At 63.0% G+C, this 15,674-nt stretch carries 11 protein-coding genes; 4 read left to right on the forward strand and 7 right to left on the reverse strand.

The features are described from left to right. Window positions 1-101: 101 nt before the first annotated feature. The 3 genes from argB to argC are packed head-to-tail and all read right to left on the reverse strand — an operon-like array spanning window position 102 to window position 3,266. A complete protein-coding gene (argB, locus tag BLW08_RS20415) occupies window positions 102-1,061 on the reverse strand; it encodes an acetylglutamate kinase (protein WP_091327685.1) in 960 nt (319 codons plus the stop codon). A 10-nt stretch (window positions 1,062-1,071) separates the two neighbouring features. Beyond that, window positions 1,072-2,238: a bifunctional glutamate N-acetyltransferase/amino-acid acetyltransferase ArgJ gene (argJ, locus tag BLW08_RS20420; RefSeq protein ID WP_090822553.1), complete on the reverse strand. Its 1,167-nt coding sequence runs from the start codon at window positions 2,236-2,238 to the stop codon at window positions 1,072-1,074. After that, complete coding sequence (argC, locus tag BLW08_RS20425; RefSeq protein ID WP_091327689.1) at window positions 2,235-3,266, reverse strand: N-acetyl-gamma-glutamyl-phosphate reductase; 1,032 nt, start codon at window positions 3,264-3,266, stop codon at window positions 2,235-2,237. Before argC ends, argJ begins: the two co-directional genes overlap by 4 nt. A gap of 167 nt (window positions 3,267-3,433) precedes the next feature. On the opposite strand from argC, the gene BLW08_RS20430 reads away from it, so the two are divergent. The 4 genes from BLW08_RS20430 to BLW08_RS20445 all read left to right on the forward strand — a co-directional run bounded on the left by BLW08_RS20430 (window position 3,434) and on the right by BLW08_RS20445 (window position 11,003). After that, window positions 3,434-4,522, forward strand: coding sequence for a fatty acid desaturase family protein (locus tag BLW08_RS20430; protein ID WP_090822549.1), 1,089 nt, complete (start codon window positions 3,434-3,436; stop codon window positions 4,520-4,522). An 85-nt stretch (window positions 4,523-4,607) separates the two neighbouring features. Next, window positions 4,608-5,573: a quinone oxidoreductase family protein gene (locus BLW08_RS20435; protein WP_091327692.1), complete on the forward strand. Its 966-nt coding sequence runs from the start codon at window positions 4,608-4,610 to the stop codon at window positions 5,571-5,573. Between the two features lie 181 nt (window positions 5,574-5,754). After that, a complete protein-coding gene (locus BLW08_RS20440; RefSeq protein WP_091327839.1) occupies window positions 5,755-9,648 on the forward strand; it encodes a Pls/PosA family non-ribosomal peptide synthetase in 3,894 nt (1,297 codons plus the stop codon). 11 nt (window positions 9,649-9,659) lie between these two features. Next, a complete protein-coding gene (locus BLW08_RS20445) occupies window positions 9,660-11,003 on the forward strand; it encodes a M1 family metallopeptidase (protein ID WP_091327694.1) in 1,344 nt (447 codons plus the stop codon). Here BLW08_RS20445 and BLW08_RS20450 read toward each other — a convergent pair. The 4 genes from BLW08_RS20450 to pheT all read right to left on the reverse strand — a co-directional run bounded on the left by BLW08_RS20450 (window position 11,000) and on the right by pheT (window position 15,673). Continuing rightward, window positions 11,000-11,638 carry a 4'-phosphopantetheinyl transferase family protein gene (locus BLW08_RS20450; protein ID WP_091327696.1) on the reverse strand — a complete coding sequence of 213 codons (639 nt, stop codon included), beginning with the start codon at window positions 11,636-11,638 and terminating at the stop codon, window positions 11,000-11,002. The two genes, BLW08_RS20445 and BLW08_RS20450, sit on opposite strands and share 4 nt — an antisense overlap. A gap of 80 nt (window positions 11,639-11,718) precedes the next feature. Next, window positions 11,719-11,916: a hypothetical protein gene (locus BLW08_RS20455; RefSeq protein ID WP_091327698.1), complete on the reverse strand. Its 198-nt coding sequence runs from the start codon at window positions 11,914-11,916 to the stop codon at window positions 11,719-11,721. 163 nt (window positions 11,917-12,079) lie between these two features. Continuing rightward, complete coding sequence (locus BLW08_RS20460; protein WP_091327701.1) at window positions 12,080-12,946, reverse strand: trypsin-like serine peptidase; 867 nt, start codon at window positions 12,944-12,946, stop codon at window positions 12,080-12,082. Between the two features lie 183 nt (window positions 12,947-13,129). After that, window positions 13,130-15,673, reverse strand: coding sequence for a phenylalanine--tRNA ligase subunit beta (gene pheT / locus BLW08_RS20465; RefSeq protein WP_091327703.1), 2,544 nt, complete (start codon window positions 15,671-15,673; stop codon window positions 13,130-13,132). Window position 15,674: the final 1 nt, after the last annotated feature.

Below are 15,674 nucleotides of genomic sequence, written 5' to 3' on the forward strand. Positions count from 1 at the left end.
AGCTTTGGCATCCGATCCGGCGATGGGACCCCGGGTGTGGTCGGGCACCGCGAAGCGGGCGGGGGTTCCATCGCCGGTCGGATCGATGCCAACAACTTCGCTCATGCGTTCACTTCCTCGTCTGGTACTACTTGCGTGCCGATGCCTGCCGTGGTGAAGGTTTCCAGCAGCATGGAGTGCGGGAGCCGGCCGTCCACGATGTGTGCGCGCTCCACGCCTTCGTCGATTGCTTTCAGGCAGGCTGCCATCTTGGGGATCATCCCGGATTCGAGGCGAGGCAGCATTTCACGGAGTTCGGAGGCCGTCAGCGAGGAGATCAGCGATGACTTGTCCGGCCAATTGGCGTAGAGCCCCTCTACGTCGGTCAGGATGACGAGCTTGGTAGCGCCCAAGGCAGACGCTACAGCGGCAGCTGCGGTATCGGCGTTGACGTTAAGGACCTGGCCGGTCGTGGGACCGGAGCCGTTGCCGTCGTCGAGAATTTCAGGCGCGACAGTCGAGATCACGGGAATGCGACCGGCGTCGAGGATGTCCTTGATCCCGGCAGGATCCACACCCACCACTTCGCCCACCAGGCCAAGATCCACTTCTTCGCCGTCAACAAACGTGCCGGTCCGAATGGCGCGCAACAGCCCGCCATCCTCACCGGACATGCCAACAGCGTAGGGGCCATGGGAGTTGATGAGGCCGACGAGTTCCCGTCCTACCTGGCCCGTGAGGACCATGCGGACGACGTCCATGGCCTCGGGGGTGGTGACGCGGAGACCGCCCTTGAACTCGGATTCGATGCCGAGGCGGCCCAGCATGGAGTTGATCTGGGGGCCGCCGCCGTGTACCACCACGGGGTGGATGCCCACGTGATGGAGGAACACGATGTCCTCAGCGAAAGCACGTCGAAGGTCGTCATTAACCATCGCGTTGCCACCGTATTTGATCACCATGGTGGTGCCGGCAAAGCGCTGGATCCAGGGCAAGGCCTCGATCAAGGTTCCGGCTTTGTCCTGGGCTGTTTTGGCCGAGACGTGGCTCGTGGATGTCGTTTCCCGGGTGTGCGCAGTCATAGTCATCCGCTCAGCTCGAGTAGGCGCTGTTCTCATGCACGTAGTCGTGCGTGAGGTCGTTCGTCCAGATGGTCGCCTCGGCGTCGCCGGCCTGCAGGTCAATTTCGACCAGCACTTCGCGCGGCTCCAGGTCCACCAGATTGCGGTCGTCGCCGATTGCGCCGTTTCGGCAGATCTGCACGCCGTTCATCGAGACGTTGAGCTGATCGGCTTCAAAAACGGCGTCAGTGGTTCCCACGGCAGAAAGCACGCGGCCCCAGTTGGGATCCTTGCCGAAGATGGCTGCCTTGAAAAGGTTGGAGCGGGCAACGGAGCGGCTGACGATCTCGGCGTCGCGTTCGCTGGCAGCGTTGAAGGTCCTGATCGCGATGTCATGGCTGGCGCCCTCGGCGTCACCGATCAACTTGCGGGCCAATTCGGCGCAGACCTGCGTCACGGCTTCGCCCAATTGCCCGGTGGACGGCAAGGCCTCGGACGCCCCCGACGACAACAGCACAACGGTGTCGTTGGTGGACATGCAGCCGTCCGAGTCTGCTCGGTCAAAAGTGACGCGCGTGGCGTCGCGGAGGACGACGTCGAGCTCGTCAGCGGGCACCTGGGCGTCTGTGGTGAGGACCACCAGCATGGTTGCCAAGCCCGGTGCCAGCATGCCGGCGCCTTTGGCGATGCCACCCACGGTGAACTGCTTGCCTTCAGCATCAGTGCCCGTGAAGACGGCTTCCTTGGACACGCTGTCCGTGGTCATGATGGCCGTGGCAGCTGCAGAACCACCGTCCGCGGACAGCTCCGCGAACGCGGCATCCACGCCGGGAAGAATCTTGTCCATGGGCAGCTGCTCGCCGATCAGGCCGGTGGAGCACACCACGACGTCGGAAGCTGAGACTCCCAGCACTTCCGCCACTTTCTCGGCCGTGGCATGGGTGTTCTGGAAACCTTGGGGGCCGGTACACGCGTTGGCGCCGCCCGAGTTCAGGACCACGGCGTCCACGCGGCCATCGCTGACTACCTGGCGCGACCAGTGGACGGGTGCGGCTGCCACACGGTTGGACGTGAACACAGCAGCGGCTGCCTTGGATGGCCCGTCATTGACCACCAGGGCAAAGTCCGGGTTGCCGGATGCCTTGATGCCGGCTGTGATGCCCGCTGCGCGGAATCCTTTGGGTGCGGTAATGGTCACGGTGCAACTCCCTGCAGGTTCAGGCCGGCGGTTTCATCCAGGCCGAGGGCAATGTTCATGGACTGCACGGCGCCGCCGGCGGTCCCCTTGGTGAGGTTGTCGATGGCGCATGTCACGATCACTCGGCCCGTGTGCTGGTCGAAAGCAAGTTGCATCACGGCGTGGTTGGATCCCTGCACCGATTTGGTGGCGGGCCACTGGCCTTCGGGAAGCAGGTGCACGAACGGCTCGTCATCGTAGGCGTCTGCCCACGCTTGGCGAAGTTCGGCTTCGGTGACCCCGTGGCCAACCTTGGCCGTCGCGGTGGTGAGGATGCCGCGGCTCATCGGGACCAACGTCGGAGTAAAGGAAACAGTCACGGCTTCGCCGGCGGCGTTGGACAGTCCCTGTTCAATCTCAGGAGTGTGCCGGTGTCCACCACCCACACCATAAGGGCTCATGGAACCCATGACTTCGGCACCAATGAGGTTGACCTTGGCCGCCTTGCCGGCACCGGAAGTACCCGAGGCAGAGACAATAACGACGTCGTCCGTCAGGAGGAGATTGTTGGCGAACCCGGGCGTCAGGGCGAGCAGCGCCGACGTCGGGTAGCAGCCGGGAACGGCGATGCGGGTGGCGCCTTTGAGCGCCTCGCGCTGGCCCGGCAGCTCAGGCAGTCCATAGGGCCACGTTCCCGCATGGGCTGAGCCGTAGAACTTTTCCCACGCCGCGGCGTCCTGCAGTCGGTGATCCGCGCCGGCGTCGATAACTACCGTGCCTTCCGGCAACTGTGCAGCAATCTCCGCGGAAGCGCCGTGCGGCAGGGCTAGGAACACGACGTCGTGACCGGACAGGTTTTCCACCGTGGTGTCTTCAAGGATCCGGCTGGCCAAACCATGGAGATGCGGCTGCAACTCCCCTAGTCTTGAACCGGCGTTGCTGTGCGCAGTGATCGCACCGATGGTGACGTTCGGATGGCCCGCAAGCAGGCGAAGCACTTCTCCCCCGGCATAGCCGCTGGCGCCGGAGACGGCAACAGAAATAGTCATGACTCGAGTGTACAGCAAAACTATTCATAGGTGCCGATATTTATACATGCGTTTGTGATGTGTCTCATTATTTAGGACATTGCACGTATGCTTAGTGGAGGGTGATCCAGACCGTGCAGTCCGAACGTCGGCTGCAGCGTTGCCCGTTAGCGATACGGGGCACATTCATGTCACCCACATCCACCGCTGAGCGCCCCAAGGCTCGCGCAATTCAACCCAATCCTGTGGTCCAAAGCTATTCAGAGCTCCTCAAGAGCGTAAAAGCTGCCGGACTCCTTGAACGCCGCAGCGGCTTCTACATCTGGGTCTTCGTGGCCCTGCTGCTCCTGATGGCCGGCACCTGGCTCGGCTTCGCCCTCATTGGCGAATCCTGGTACCAGCTGCTCATCGCCGCAGCCGTAGGCATTCTCTGCACACAACTGAGCTTCCTGGCCCACGAGGCCGGGCACAAACAGATTTTCGCCTCACGCCGCGCCAACGATTGGTCAGCCCGTCTCCTGGCCACAGGCGTCGCCGGCATCAGCTATTCCTGGTGGGAACAGAAACACGGAGCCCACCACAACCACCCCAACGTCATCTCCAAGGACCCGGACATCCGCAACAACGCCTTGGTGTTCTACGAAGACGCCGCAGCAGAGCGGAAGGGCCGTTTGGCGTTCCTCACCAAGAAACAGGGCTGGTTCTTCTTCCCGCTGCTGACCCTGCTTGGCCTCAGCCTGCAGTTCGATTCGCTTCGCTTCGTCTTCGGCAAGCAGAAAGTACGCCACCGCTGGGTAGAGACACCCATCCTGGTGACAAGGCTCGCGGCCCTTCCGGTACTCGCCTTCACCTTCCTCCCCATCGGCATGGCGTTTGCCTTCCTCGGCGTGCAGATCATGGTGTACGGCTTCTACATGGGTGCCTCGTTCGCGCCCAATCACAAGGGCATGCCGGTCCTTCCCAAGGACAGCCGCGTGGACTTCCTCAACCGCCAGATCCTCACCTCACGCAATATCTCCGGCGGCATCTTCATGGACTTCCTTCTTGGCGGATTGAACCGGCAGGTTGAGCACCACCTGTTCCCGGACATGGCTCGGCCCCACTTGTACAAGGCCACCAAAATCGTGCGCGAGTTCTGCACCAAGCACTCCATTACGTACACGGAAACAACCCTGATGCAGTCCTACGGGATTGTGGTCAGGTACCTCAACGAAGTGGGCCTGGCAGCAGGCCGCGGCTTCGACTGCCCTGTAGCTTCGACGCACGGGCGCCGCTAAGCGTTCAGCACGGGAGGCCCCAACCTCCCTAGGATGGATTCTGAAACCGGGCACCGGAACCACCGCCCCGGAGTGAGGAGCCACCATGACGCACGCTATCGTTGCACGGCAGCCCGGAGGACCTGACGTCCTTGAGTATGCATCCGTGGAACCACCGACACCTGGCCCCGGCCAGCTGCTGATCAAGGTCGCAGCTGCCGGGGTCAACTTCATTGAGACCTATCAACGCAGCGGGACTTACAAGGTGGACTACCCGTTCACCCCCGGCGCGGAGGCCGCCGGCACTGTCGAGGCAGTGGGCGAAGGCGTGGAGGACATTGCCGTCGGCGATCGCATTGCGACTGCCGAGGCATCCCGGACCTACGCCGAGTACGCCGTCGTGGACGCAAGCAAGGCACTCCCGGTTCCTGCCGGCGTCGACGATCACACTGCCGCTGCCTTGCCGCTGCAGGGCATCACTGCCCACTACCTGATGAACTCGTCGTTCCGGGTAGAGCCGGGCCACACCGTTCTGCTTCACGCAGGCGCAGGTGGCGTTGGTCTGCTGCTGACGCAACTGCTGAAGGCCCGCGGAGCCCGCGTGATCACTACCGTGTCCTCGGACGAAAAAGCCGATTTGTCCACTCTGGCCGGCGCCGATGAAGTTCTTCGCTACGAAGGCTTCGCCGACAAGGTCCGTGAACTCACCGACGGCGAAGGCGTCAACGTGGTGTACGACGGCGTCGGCAAGGACACGTTCGACGATTCCCTGAAGAGCCTGCGCACCCGCGGAGCCATGGTGCTCTTCGGCGCTGCGTCCGGGCCTGTACCGCCTTTCGACCCGCAGCGTTTGAATGCGGCAGGATCCCTGACGCTGACCAGGCCCACCATGGCCCACTTCGTACAGAACACGCACGAACGCCGCTGGCGCTCAGCAGAAATATTCGACGCCGCCGCCAACGGCACTCTCGCTGTTCGGGTCGGAGCGACCTACCCCTTGGCAGAGGCTGCCCAGGCCCACCGGGACTTGGAAGGGCGCCTCACCACAGGCAAAGTCCTGCTGGTGCCGTAAGCACCATGCCCGGCTCCCCAACTTCCGGCGACTCACAGGCGAACAGAAGCGCAACAAAATGTTACGGACAGGAAACGTCCGACACCTTTTGTTCACCTTTCTGCGCAAAGCTGAGCCCGTGAGCACAGAACATCCCGCGGGGGCCGGGCAGACACCTGCCTTGACCACCTACCGCCCCCAGATGCCGGGCGGCGCCGCAGCACCCGCCGAGCGGACCCTCGTGGACATCCTGGAAGAGACCGCCGCACAATCCCCTGAGGCTTCGGCGTTGGATGACGGCCACAAGTCCTTGAGCTACACCGAACTACTCAAAGCCGTCCGACAGTTCGCAGGCGCGTTGAACGCTGCAGGACTTGGCCGGGGAGACAAAATCGGCGTCCGCATCCCGTCCGGGACCAACGAGCTTTACATAGCCATCCTGGGAATCCTGATGGCCGGCGCCGCCTACGTTCCCGTGGATGCGGACGACCCCGATGAGAGGGCGCGCCTGGTGTTCGGCGAAGCCAGGGTTGGTGCCATCATCGCTGCGGGCCTGGACGTTCAACTCTCCGGTGCGCCACGGGAGCCGGTCCCCAAACCCAGCAAGCCCGGACTGGACGACGATTCCTGGATCATCTTCACCTCGGGATCCACCGGAACCCCCAAGGGCGTTGCCGTCCAACACCGCTCCTCGGCCGCGTTCGTTGACGCCGAAGCGAGGATCTTCCTCCAAGCTGAGCCCATCGGACCCCATGACCGGGTCCTGGCTGGCCTTTCAGTGGCCTTCGACGCTTCCTGCGAGGAGATGTGGCTGGCTTGGCGTCACGGAGCTTGCCTGGTGCCCGCGCCACGAGCCCTTGTTCGAACCGGCATGGACCTCGGCCCTTGGCTCATCAATCACGGGATCACGGTTGTCTCCACGGTGCCCACTCTTGCCGCGCTGTGGCCTGCCGAAGCGTTGGAAAACGTCCGTCTCCTGATCTTTGGCGGCGAAGCATGCCCGCCCGAACTCGCTGAACGCTTGGCGGTGGACGGCCGCGAAGTGTGGAACACCTATGGCCCCACGGAGGCCACGGTTGTTGCCTGTGCTGCTCCCCTGGGCGGACCCGGCCCCGTAAGGATCGGCCTGCCGCTGGACGGTTGGGACCTGGCTATCGTCGATCCTCAGGGCGTTCCGGTGGCAGAAGGCGAAATCGGCGAACTGATCATCGGCGGGGTTGGGCTGGCCCGCTATCTCGATCCCACCAAGGACGCCGAGAAGTATGCTCCTATGGCCACATTGGGATGGGAACGTGCGTACCGTTCGGGCGACTTGGTGCGATACGAAGCAGAGGGCCTGATCTTCATGGGCAGGGCCGATGAACAGGTCAAACTCGGTGGACGCCGGATTGAACTGGGCGAAGTGGATGCGGCGCTTCAGTCCTTGCCCGGCATAGCTGGCGCGGCTGCAGCAGTGCAGACGACGGCGGCCGGCAACCAGATCCTTGTTGGGTATCTGGCCCCCGTTGAGGGCTATGAATTATCCATGGACGAAGCACGCCGCCTTCTGGGCCAGAGCCTCCCCGCTGCTTTGATCCCCCTGCTGACCGTTGTGGATTCCCTTCCCACCAAGACCAGCGGCAAAGTGGATCGCCATGCACTTCCTTGGCCGCTGGCGGGAGCCGGCGCCACTGAGGCCGGCAACGCACCACTGAATCTGCCCGATGACGCCCGCTGGGTGGTGGAGCAGTGGGAGTCTGTACTGGGCAGTCCAGTGAGTTCCCTGGACGCCGATTTCTTCGCCTATGGTGGCGGCTCCCTTGCTGCGGCCCAGCTCGTTTCCGCGCTCCGCGTCCGGTACCCCACCATCACGGTGGCGGATATCTATGCCACGCCCCGCGTCGGCGCCTTGATCGACGCCGCCCGGCAATCACTCCCCGACGGCGCCTTGCCGGGTCCCGCTGCTGAGCGAACCGTCCGCCCTACAGCCTTGAAGTCGCAAATTTTCCAGGTCCTCATGGGCGCCCCGCTCCACATCCTCGTGGGCATGCGCTGGCTGACCTACCTCATGGCTGCGAACAGGCTGCTGGCTGATGTCGCTGGCTTTGCCGCCGCACCCGTTGTGTCGTGGTGGTGGATTGCGGCATCATGGCTGATCTTTGTCAGCCCCTTGGGCCGGATGGCGATCTCGGTGGTCGCGGCCAAAGTGCTGCTGGGCAGGATCCAACCCGGCACCTACCCGCGTTCGGGAAAGACCCACCTGCGCTTATGGCTGGCCGAGCAAATTCAAGACCTTTCGGGTGCCATAGGCCTGGCCAGCGCACCCTTCGTCCCCTACTACGCACGCGCTCTGGGTGCCAAGATCGGCAAGGACGTCCACCTGCATTCTTTGCCGCCGGTCACCGGCCTGCTGTCTCTGGGCAGCGGAGCCAACATCGAACCCGAAGTGGACCTTTCCGGCTGGTGGGTGGACGGGGATTCCGTACACATCGGACAAATCCATGTGGGAGCGGGTGCCGTTGTGGGAGCACGAAGCACCCTAATGCCCGGAGCGACCATTGGGGCCGGTGCCCACGTCGATGCTGGATCGGCCGTGCTGGGCAAAGTGAAAGCCGGACATCTCGTTGCAGGATCCCCCGCCGAACGCCGTGGCAAGGCCAAGCGCGAGTGGCCGGAAACAGTCAGCCGGCGGCCGGTGGTCGATCGGCTCTGGTTTTCCGCCTTCGCCAGCGCTTCGGCTTTGCTGGCACTGATACCGTACGTCTCGGCATTCGCCGGCGTGCTGGTGGTCTTGGCTTTCATCCAGGGGCACGAGTCGTTGCAAACGGCGCTTCCGCAGATCGCCCTGGCCTTGCCATTTGCCGCTTTGGTGTGGTTCTTTGGCAACCTCGTCCTGATTCTCATCGTTGCAAGACTCCTCGGCCTGGGCCTCAAAGAAGGCTACTACCGGGTGCGTAGCCGCATCGGTTGGCAGGTTTGGGCCACGGAACGCCTTTTGGACATGGCTCGGGATCTTCTCTTCCCCGTCTACGCGAGCTTGTTCACGCCACTCTGGCTTCGACTCCTCGGAGCGAAAGTGGGGAAGAACGTGGAGGCCTCAACAGTACTGCTGGTTCCCAAAATGACCACCATCGGCGATGGCGCTTTCCTGGCCGACGACACCATGGTGGCTTCCTACGAGTTGGGCGGCGGATGGATGAAAATTGCGCCGGCCAAGATCGGGAAGCGCTCCTTCTTGGGTAACTCGGGAATGACGGCCGCAGGACGGAACGTGCCCAAGAATTCCCTTGTCGCGGTGCTCTCGGCGACGCCCCTCAAGGCGAAATCTGGCACTTCGTGGCTGGGCAGTCCCCCCGTCAGGTTGCGCCGCACCGCCGTCGATGCTGACCAAACCCGAACTTTCCGCCCGGCCCTGAAACTGAAGGTGGCACGGGCGTTATGGGAACTGTGCCGACTGATACCGGTCATCCTCACGGTAACCATCGCCGTGGGTGTGATGCTGGTGCTGGACTGGATCGCCCGCGGATGGGGTTACTGGATAGCCGCGGTCCTGGGCGGCATCGTCATGTTGGCAGCCGGGGCTGTGGCCGCCCTGAGTTCCATCGTGGCCAAATGGGTGCTTGTGGGGACCATCCGCTCCGGCGAACACCCATTGTGGAGCTCGTTCATTTGGCGCAATGAGGTTGTGGACACCTTCATAGAGATGGTGAGTGCGCCGTGGTTTGCACGCTCGGCCGCAGGAACTCCCGCCTTGGTGTGGTGGCTGCGCGGGCTCGGAGCCAAGATCGGACGCGGAACGTGGTGCGAAAGCTATTGGCTTCCCGAAGCCGACCTCGTGACCCTGGGCGAAAACTCCACGGTCAACCGTGGCTGCGTAGTCCAGACACACCTCTTCCACGACCGTGTCATGAGCCTTGACACCGTGACACTCGGCAACGGCGCCACCATGGGCCCGCACGGGGTCATCCTCCCCGCGGCGAGCATTGGCGACGGCGGAACTGTGGGGCCGGCGTCGTTGGTGATGCGTGGCGAAACTGTCCCGGCCGGGACGTACTGGATGGGCAACCCTGTGAGCCCGTGGGTGGGTCCGTCCTCACAAGCGCCGCGCCTCAAGTAGATTGGACGGATATGGCCGCTCCAATCAATACTCCCCTTACCGAAGCCGACCCCTACGCCTTGAACCACGGCAGCAGCGCCTACCGCGTGGACAGGTACGAGTTGGACCTCGACGTCAGGCTGGGCAGCAACAAGCTGATCGGCAAGGCGGTCCTACGCTGCACAGCTTTGGAGTCCTCGGCCCAGATTGTCCTTGACCTTGTAGGGCTGCGGGCGTCAAAAGTTCAGCTGGACGGCAAGAAGGTCCCGAAGTTCAGTCATAGGGCAGAACACCTCGTGCTGACCCCGGCGTCTGCACTCAAGCCCGGCCAGCAGTTCTCGCTGGAGATCCGCTATGACGGCAACCCCCAGCCGCGCCGCGGCCTATGGGGCGATGTGGGCTGGGAGGAACTGAACGACGGCGTCCTGGTGGCCGGACAACCAAACGGCGCGGCGTCCTGGTTCCCCTGTAACGACCATCCCCGCTACAAATCCAGCTTCCTCATCTCCGTGACCACGGACGATAATTACCGGCCTGTGTGCAATGGCACTTTGGTGGCCCACTCCCGCAAGTCCAGCCGGGAAACCTGGGTCTATGAACATGTTGAGCCCATGGCGACGTACCTCGCCACGGTGCAGATCGGCCGGTACGCCAGGGTTCCGCTGCACGTGGACGACACTCATCACCGGGTTCCCCAGTTCGTCGCAGTCACTCCCGAGATGGCCGTGGATGCTCTTCAAGGCCTGCGGCGCCAGCCCGACATGATGCGCACCTTCGAGGATTGTTTCGGCCCTTACCCTTTCGCCGAGTACACCTCGGTGGTCACGGAGGACGAGCTGGAGATTCCGCTGGAAGCCCAGACGGTCTCCATTTTCGGCCGAAACCACATGCGGGATGCTTGGGATTCGCAGCGACTGATCGCCCACGAACTTTCCCACCAGTGGTTCGGGAACTCGTTGACGGTCAGCACCTGGAAAGATATCTGGCTGCACGAAGGCTTTGCCTGTTATGCGGAGTGGTTGTGGTCCGAAGAATCCAGCACCATGACTGTTGCCGCGCGGGCAACGGCTGCGTGGAAAAGGCTCGACGCCGGGCCGCAGGACCTGCTGGTGGGCGATCCCGGCCCTGAGCTGATGTTCGACGACCGCGTCTACAAGCGCGGTGCCCTGGCCGTTCACGCTGTGCGGATGGCTGCCGGGGATGAGGCGTTCTTCGGTTTCCTGCAGCATTGGACGGCCACAAACCGCCACGGTTCGGTGTCTACCGACGCGTTTATTGGGGCTGCGGACTCATTCATTCCCGGGTTTGATGCCGCGTCTATTCTCCGCCCGTGGCTGTACGAAGCTTCTCTGCCACTACTGCCTTCAGCGCGCTAGCCCAGTGCCAGGGCGGCTACCAAACCGTCAGGCAGTGCCCTTTCCGTGACATCCCGCAGGCCGGGCAGGTCCAGCACATCCAGCTCTGCGGGGTTGCGCCTCAGGCCCTCCCCCGTCATCTTCAGCCACGCCTCTTTGCGTGCCCACAGGCGCGCGCGCTGACTATCTCGCTCCTGATCCGGGATGCTGGACAGGAAGCGTTTCTCGGTTGCGGTCAACGCGACGTCGTCGAAGCCTTCGAAGGTTGCTTTGCCAGTCGATTCAAGATCCACTCCCAGCCGTAGTTCTTCGGGAGCATGCACAACGCCGGCCAGCAGCACCCAGCCCGACGCCCGGGACGCGCTGAGCACCAAAGGTGCGGGGCCGCCGTCGAGCAAGAACCCTGGGCGACCATGGTCCTGGCCGGGGCCGCACCGCGGGCAGCGATAGTCAGGAACGAGTCGAGCAGGATCCACTTCGAGGAGCGCAGCGGCAAAGTGCCACAGCGCGATCCGGCCGGCAACGAAGTCATCCCTATCCTCGGGTTTGGCCAAGCTGTTGGCACGCTCGAAGGCGGGCAGGCCGAGGGGTTGAATCTGACCGCTTGTGCCGGGCACGTCACTGAGCTTCCGCAGCTCAAGCACGGGGCTGTCCATCTCGGCCTTCCTTACACTTTTGCTCGTGAGTTGAAGCCAGCATTCTGGACGAACAGCTGATCGGGCCCCTTGCCACCCAGCTAAACGTCGCCTGTCAGCTCGCTCCTTCGACGGTTCATCACGTGCCGGCCCACGACGGATCCCACCACGACGATGGCCGCCATAACGAGGCTGATTCCGAGATTGTAAGGCGCAGCGAGAACAACCTGATAAATGAACTGTGCTACGAGGAATGCAGCGCCGGCGATGAGTCCGGCTTTGACCTTCGAGTACTTCATCAGAACTCCTTTCACGCTGCCCATCACTACTGTAGCCCTCCCCTACGACGTTCCACGCCGCGTCGCTGTCTGTAGCCGGCGCCACTCGCCTCACTCAGCAGTGTTCCCCTCAGCCAGGATCTCACTGAGGGGAACACTTGTTGGGTGGGTTAACTCAGCTGGGCTACTTCACCGACGTCAGGTAGTTTGCCAGGGTGGGAGTGATGCGGGTGCCGGAGTTGGAGCTGCCACCGTTGGTGTGGATGGCAACGATGGTGTTGGAGCTGTTGTAGACGGGGGCGCCACTCTGGCCACCATAGGTGTCCATCTTGTAGAACACCTTTTCCGCCTGCGTGCTCTCGATGGGTCCGGTCATGGACCACATGGTGCCGAATGCCTTGTCTCCCGGGTAGCCGCGCACTGTGGTGCTGGTTCCATTCAGGCTTGCGGTGGTACCGGTGTAGTTGAGCCAGCCGGTGGTGTTGCCGATGGCGCAGTCGAGCTTGATGACGCCCCAGTCGGCATTGGTGTTCGCCGAGTCGATCCAGCGCTGGTCCGTGAAGATCTCCGTTGCACCGCACGTGCCGTAGGGGTCGGTTGAACCATTACGGCCCGGGGCTACTTTGACGCCCCACGAGTAGTCGGCCTCGGAGCCGGTGCCGCCCTCATGAACGCAGTGTCCAGCCGTCAGCACGGTGTCATCGGAGATCAGCGCGCCGGAGCAGATGTAGCCGCCATTGAACTCAATCTGCACGATGGAGCGATTGGGGGCTGCCGTAGTGTTGGTGATTCTTACCCTGCCATCGGCGCCGATGACCGAGTCCGTGGAAGCGCCGCCATTCTTGGTGGGTGCGGCAATGGTGTACTTGTCGGCCAGAGGGGATGCGGCCGAGCCCGACGTCTGCGTCTTGTCCACCGTGTGCCCTACGGGCTGAACCTCAGCAGCGGCTACTTGGGGCGTCGACTCTGACGCCACTGCAGCTCCACCAAACGAGGACGTCAGGGCCATTACTGCTGCCCCGACAAGCAAAGCAACATTCTGCTTCTTCATGGGTACCTTTCAAAGGACGGCTCTTATGGAACCGTGCGAGGGATGTGATACACATGTTTCACATGTGTATGACAGAACTGTCATACACATGTGAATAGTCTGTCAAGATGTTGGGAGCTCAATCTCGATAAAAGAAAATCCCCGGAACCAGATGGTTCCGGGGATGATCCATCGCGAGCAGTATCAGCGCTGGACAGCTCCGAAGCGCTCGGCTGCAACAGCAACAGCTGCGGCACGGGCTTCAGAAGCCTCATCCGCGGTCAGCGTGCGGTCGTCAGCACGGAAGCGGAGGCCGAAAGCCAGTGACTTCTTGCCTTCGTCGATTCCGGGACCCGCGTAGACATCGAACAGCGCGACATCTTCGAGGAGCTCGCCCGCACCTTCACGCAGCGCAGCCAGAACCTGGTCCGCCGGCACGTCCTGCGGGACAACCAAGGCAACGTCCTGCGTCGCAACGGGGAAACCGGAGATGTGCTTGGCCACGATCACGTCAGCAGCAGCTTCGAACAACACTTCAACATTGACCTCAAGCGCCACGGAGCGGGCCGGCATGTCGTGCGCAGCCAGCAACTTCGGGTGGAGCTCGCCGGCGTAGCCCACTACGTCGCCGTTGCGCAGCGCGAGCTGAGCTGCACGGCCAGGGTGGAACGCCTGGTGGCTTCCCTGGCTGACAACCAATTCCACGCCCAGAACATCGGCGATCAGGCGTGCCACGTCAACAGCGTCTGCCCAATCCCACGCCCGAGGCGTGTGCGTCGCAGCCGCCGGTGAATCATGTCCGGTCAGGACTGCGGCGATGTGCAGCGGCTGGTGAGGGACGCCGTCGTACAGTCCATCAAGAACCTCGTCGGCAGGCTTGACGCCCAGCGGCGGGATGGAATCCGTACCCAGCGTTTCGCCTGGGAGGAAGACCGAACCGGCCTCGTACACCGCCAAATCGCGGAAACCGCGTGAGTGATTCCGGCGGGCAACCTCGATCAGACCCGGCAGGATGGAAGTCCGGAGGAATCCCTGTTCCTCGCTGATCGGATTCGCCAGCTTCAACGCAGGACGCGCTTCGCCTTCAGCAGCAACGCCGAAGGTGTCGTTGGCTGCCTTGGAGACGAACGGGTAGGACAGCACCTCGGTAAGACCTGCATCAGCCAGGGCCTGGACCACACGACGCTTCTGCTGCTGGCTGCGGCTGAGTCCCCGGCCCGGAGGCGCCACCGGAAGTGTCGAGGGGATGTTGTCGTAGCCCACCAGCCGCGCGATTTCCTCGGAGAGGTCTTCCTTGGTTTCCAGGTCATTGCGCCAGCTCGGAGCCGTCACAACGTAACCCGACGACGTCTTCTCCACGGTTGCACCCAGGTCCACCAGGGAGGTGGTGATCTGCTCTTCAGTGAAATCGATGCCGATCCGGGCGGCGGCAAACTCTGCAGGCAGTTCAATGGTGACAGCCTCAGGGGCGGTGCCGACGTCGGTCCCGGCCTCGTCTGCCGTGCCTCCAGCGAGTTCCACCAAGAGGTCAACGACGCGCTGCGCAGCGATGTTGGCAACGCGCCAATCAACCCCGCGCTCGAAGCGCTTGGAAGCTTCGGACGGCAGCTTGTGGCGGCGACGGGAACGGGCAATGGAGACTTCATCAAAGTGCGCGGCTTCCACCAGGATGTTCGTGGTGGAGTCGGACACCTCGGTGTGGGCGCCGCCCATCACACCTGCAATGCCAATGGCGCCGGAATCGTCGGTGATCAGCAGGTCCTCGACGTCGAGCGTGCGCTCTTTGTCATCGAGGGTGGTGATCTTCTCCCCCGCCACTGCACGGCGTACCACGATGTCGCCCGCAAGCTTATCGAGGTCGTAGCAGTGGTTCGGCTGTCCAAGCTCCAGCATCACGTAGTTGGAGATATCAACCGGAAGAGAGATGGAGCGGACGCCGGCCAGGCGAAGACGGGAGGACATCCACGGCGGGGTGGGACGCGAGGCGTCCACGCCACGTACCGTGCGGGCCACGAAGCGGTCGCAACCGGGCATGCCGTAGATCGGCGCATCGTCGTTGAGCTTGACGCCGTAGCCGCCCTGCAGGGAAGCGGGTGCGTTGACCTTGGACGCGGGGTCCGTGAACAACGTTCCGGTGGCGTGGGCGTACTCGCGGGCCACACCGCGGATGGAGAAGGCATAACCGCGGTCCGGGGTGACGTTGATTTCGGCTGCTTGGTCGTACAGACCGAGCAGTTCCATCGCGTCTGAGCCGATTTCCGGATCCAGTCCGATGCGCGAGAGCACCAGGATGCCGTCGTGGTCATCGCCGATACCCAGCTCACGGACGGAAGCGATCATGCCCGCGGACAGGTGACCGTAGGTCTTGCGCGCCGAGATCTGGAAGTTTCCGGGCAGAACAGCGCCCGGCAGGGTGACAACCACTTTGTCACCCTCAACAAAGTTGTGGGCACCGCAAATGATGCCCTGCACGCCGGAGGGGTCAATGCCCTCGCCGGTGAGGGTCTGCTCCTGGCCTTCAGGAACCACGCGGACCTGGCACCAGTTGATGGTCTTGCCGTTGGACTGCGGTTCCTTGACCAGGCTCAGGACCTGGCCAACCACAACAGGACCCGTCAGCTCATCCGTGGGACGGTGGACTTCTTCTTCTTCAAAGCCAACCTTGACCAGGTCAGCCATGACGTCTTCGGCCGTTGCATCGGCCGGAACCTGCGCGAATTCACGCAGCCAGGAAAGTGGGATACGCACT

The sequence above is a fragment of the Arthrobacter sp. cf158 genome, assembly GCF_900106835.1.
In the GTDB taxonomy this organism is placed as follows: domain Bacteria; phylum Actinomycetota; class Actinomycetes; order Actinomycetales; family Micrococcaceae; genus Arthrobacter.

Bases quoted from the DNA above. Each gene is read 5' to 3' on its own strand.
- BLW08_RS20460 (WP_091327701.1), bottom strand. From the start codon at position 12,946: ATGAAGAAGCAGAATGTTGCTTTGCTTGTCGGGGCAGCAGTAATGGCC.
- BLW08_RS20440 (WP_091327839.1), top strand. From the start codon at position 5,755: ATGCCGGGCGGCGCCGCAGCACCCGCCGAGCGGACCCTCGTGGACATC.
- argB (WP_091327685.1), bottom strand. From the start codon at position 1,061: ATGACTGCGCACACCCGGGAAACGACATCCACGAGCCACGTCTCGGCC.
- BLW08_RS20450 (WP_091327696.1), bottom strand. From the start codon at position 11,638: ATGGACAGCCCCGTGCTTGAGCTGCGGAAGCTCAGTGACGTGCCCGGC.
- BLW08_RS20430 (WP_090822549.1), top strand. From the start codon at position 3,434: ATGTCACCCACATCCACCGCTGAGCGCCCCAAGGCTCGCGCAATTCAA.
- argC (WP_091327689.1), bottom strand. From the start codon at position 3,266: ATGACTATTTCTGTTGCCGTCTCCGGCGCCAGCGGCTATGCCGGGGGA.
- BLW08_RS20435 (WP_091327692.1), top strand. From the start codon at position 4,608: ATGACGCACGCTATCGTTGCACGGCAGCCCGGAGGACCTGACGTCCTT.
- BLW08_RS20445 (WP_091327694.1), top strand. From the start codon at position 9,660: ATGGCCGCTCCAATCAATACTCCCCTTACCGAAGCCGACCCCTACGCC.
- BLW08_RS20455 (WP_091327698.1), bottom strand. From the start codon at position 11,916: ATGAAGTACTCGAAGGTCAAAGCCGGACTCATCGCCGGCGCTGCATTC.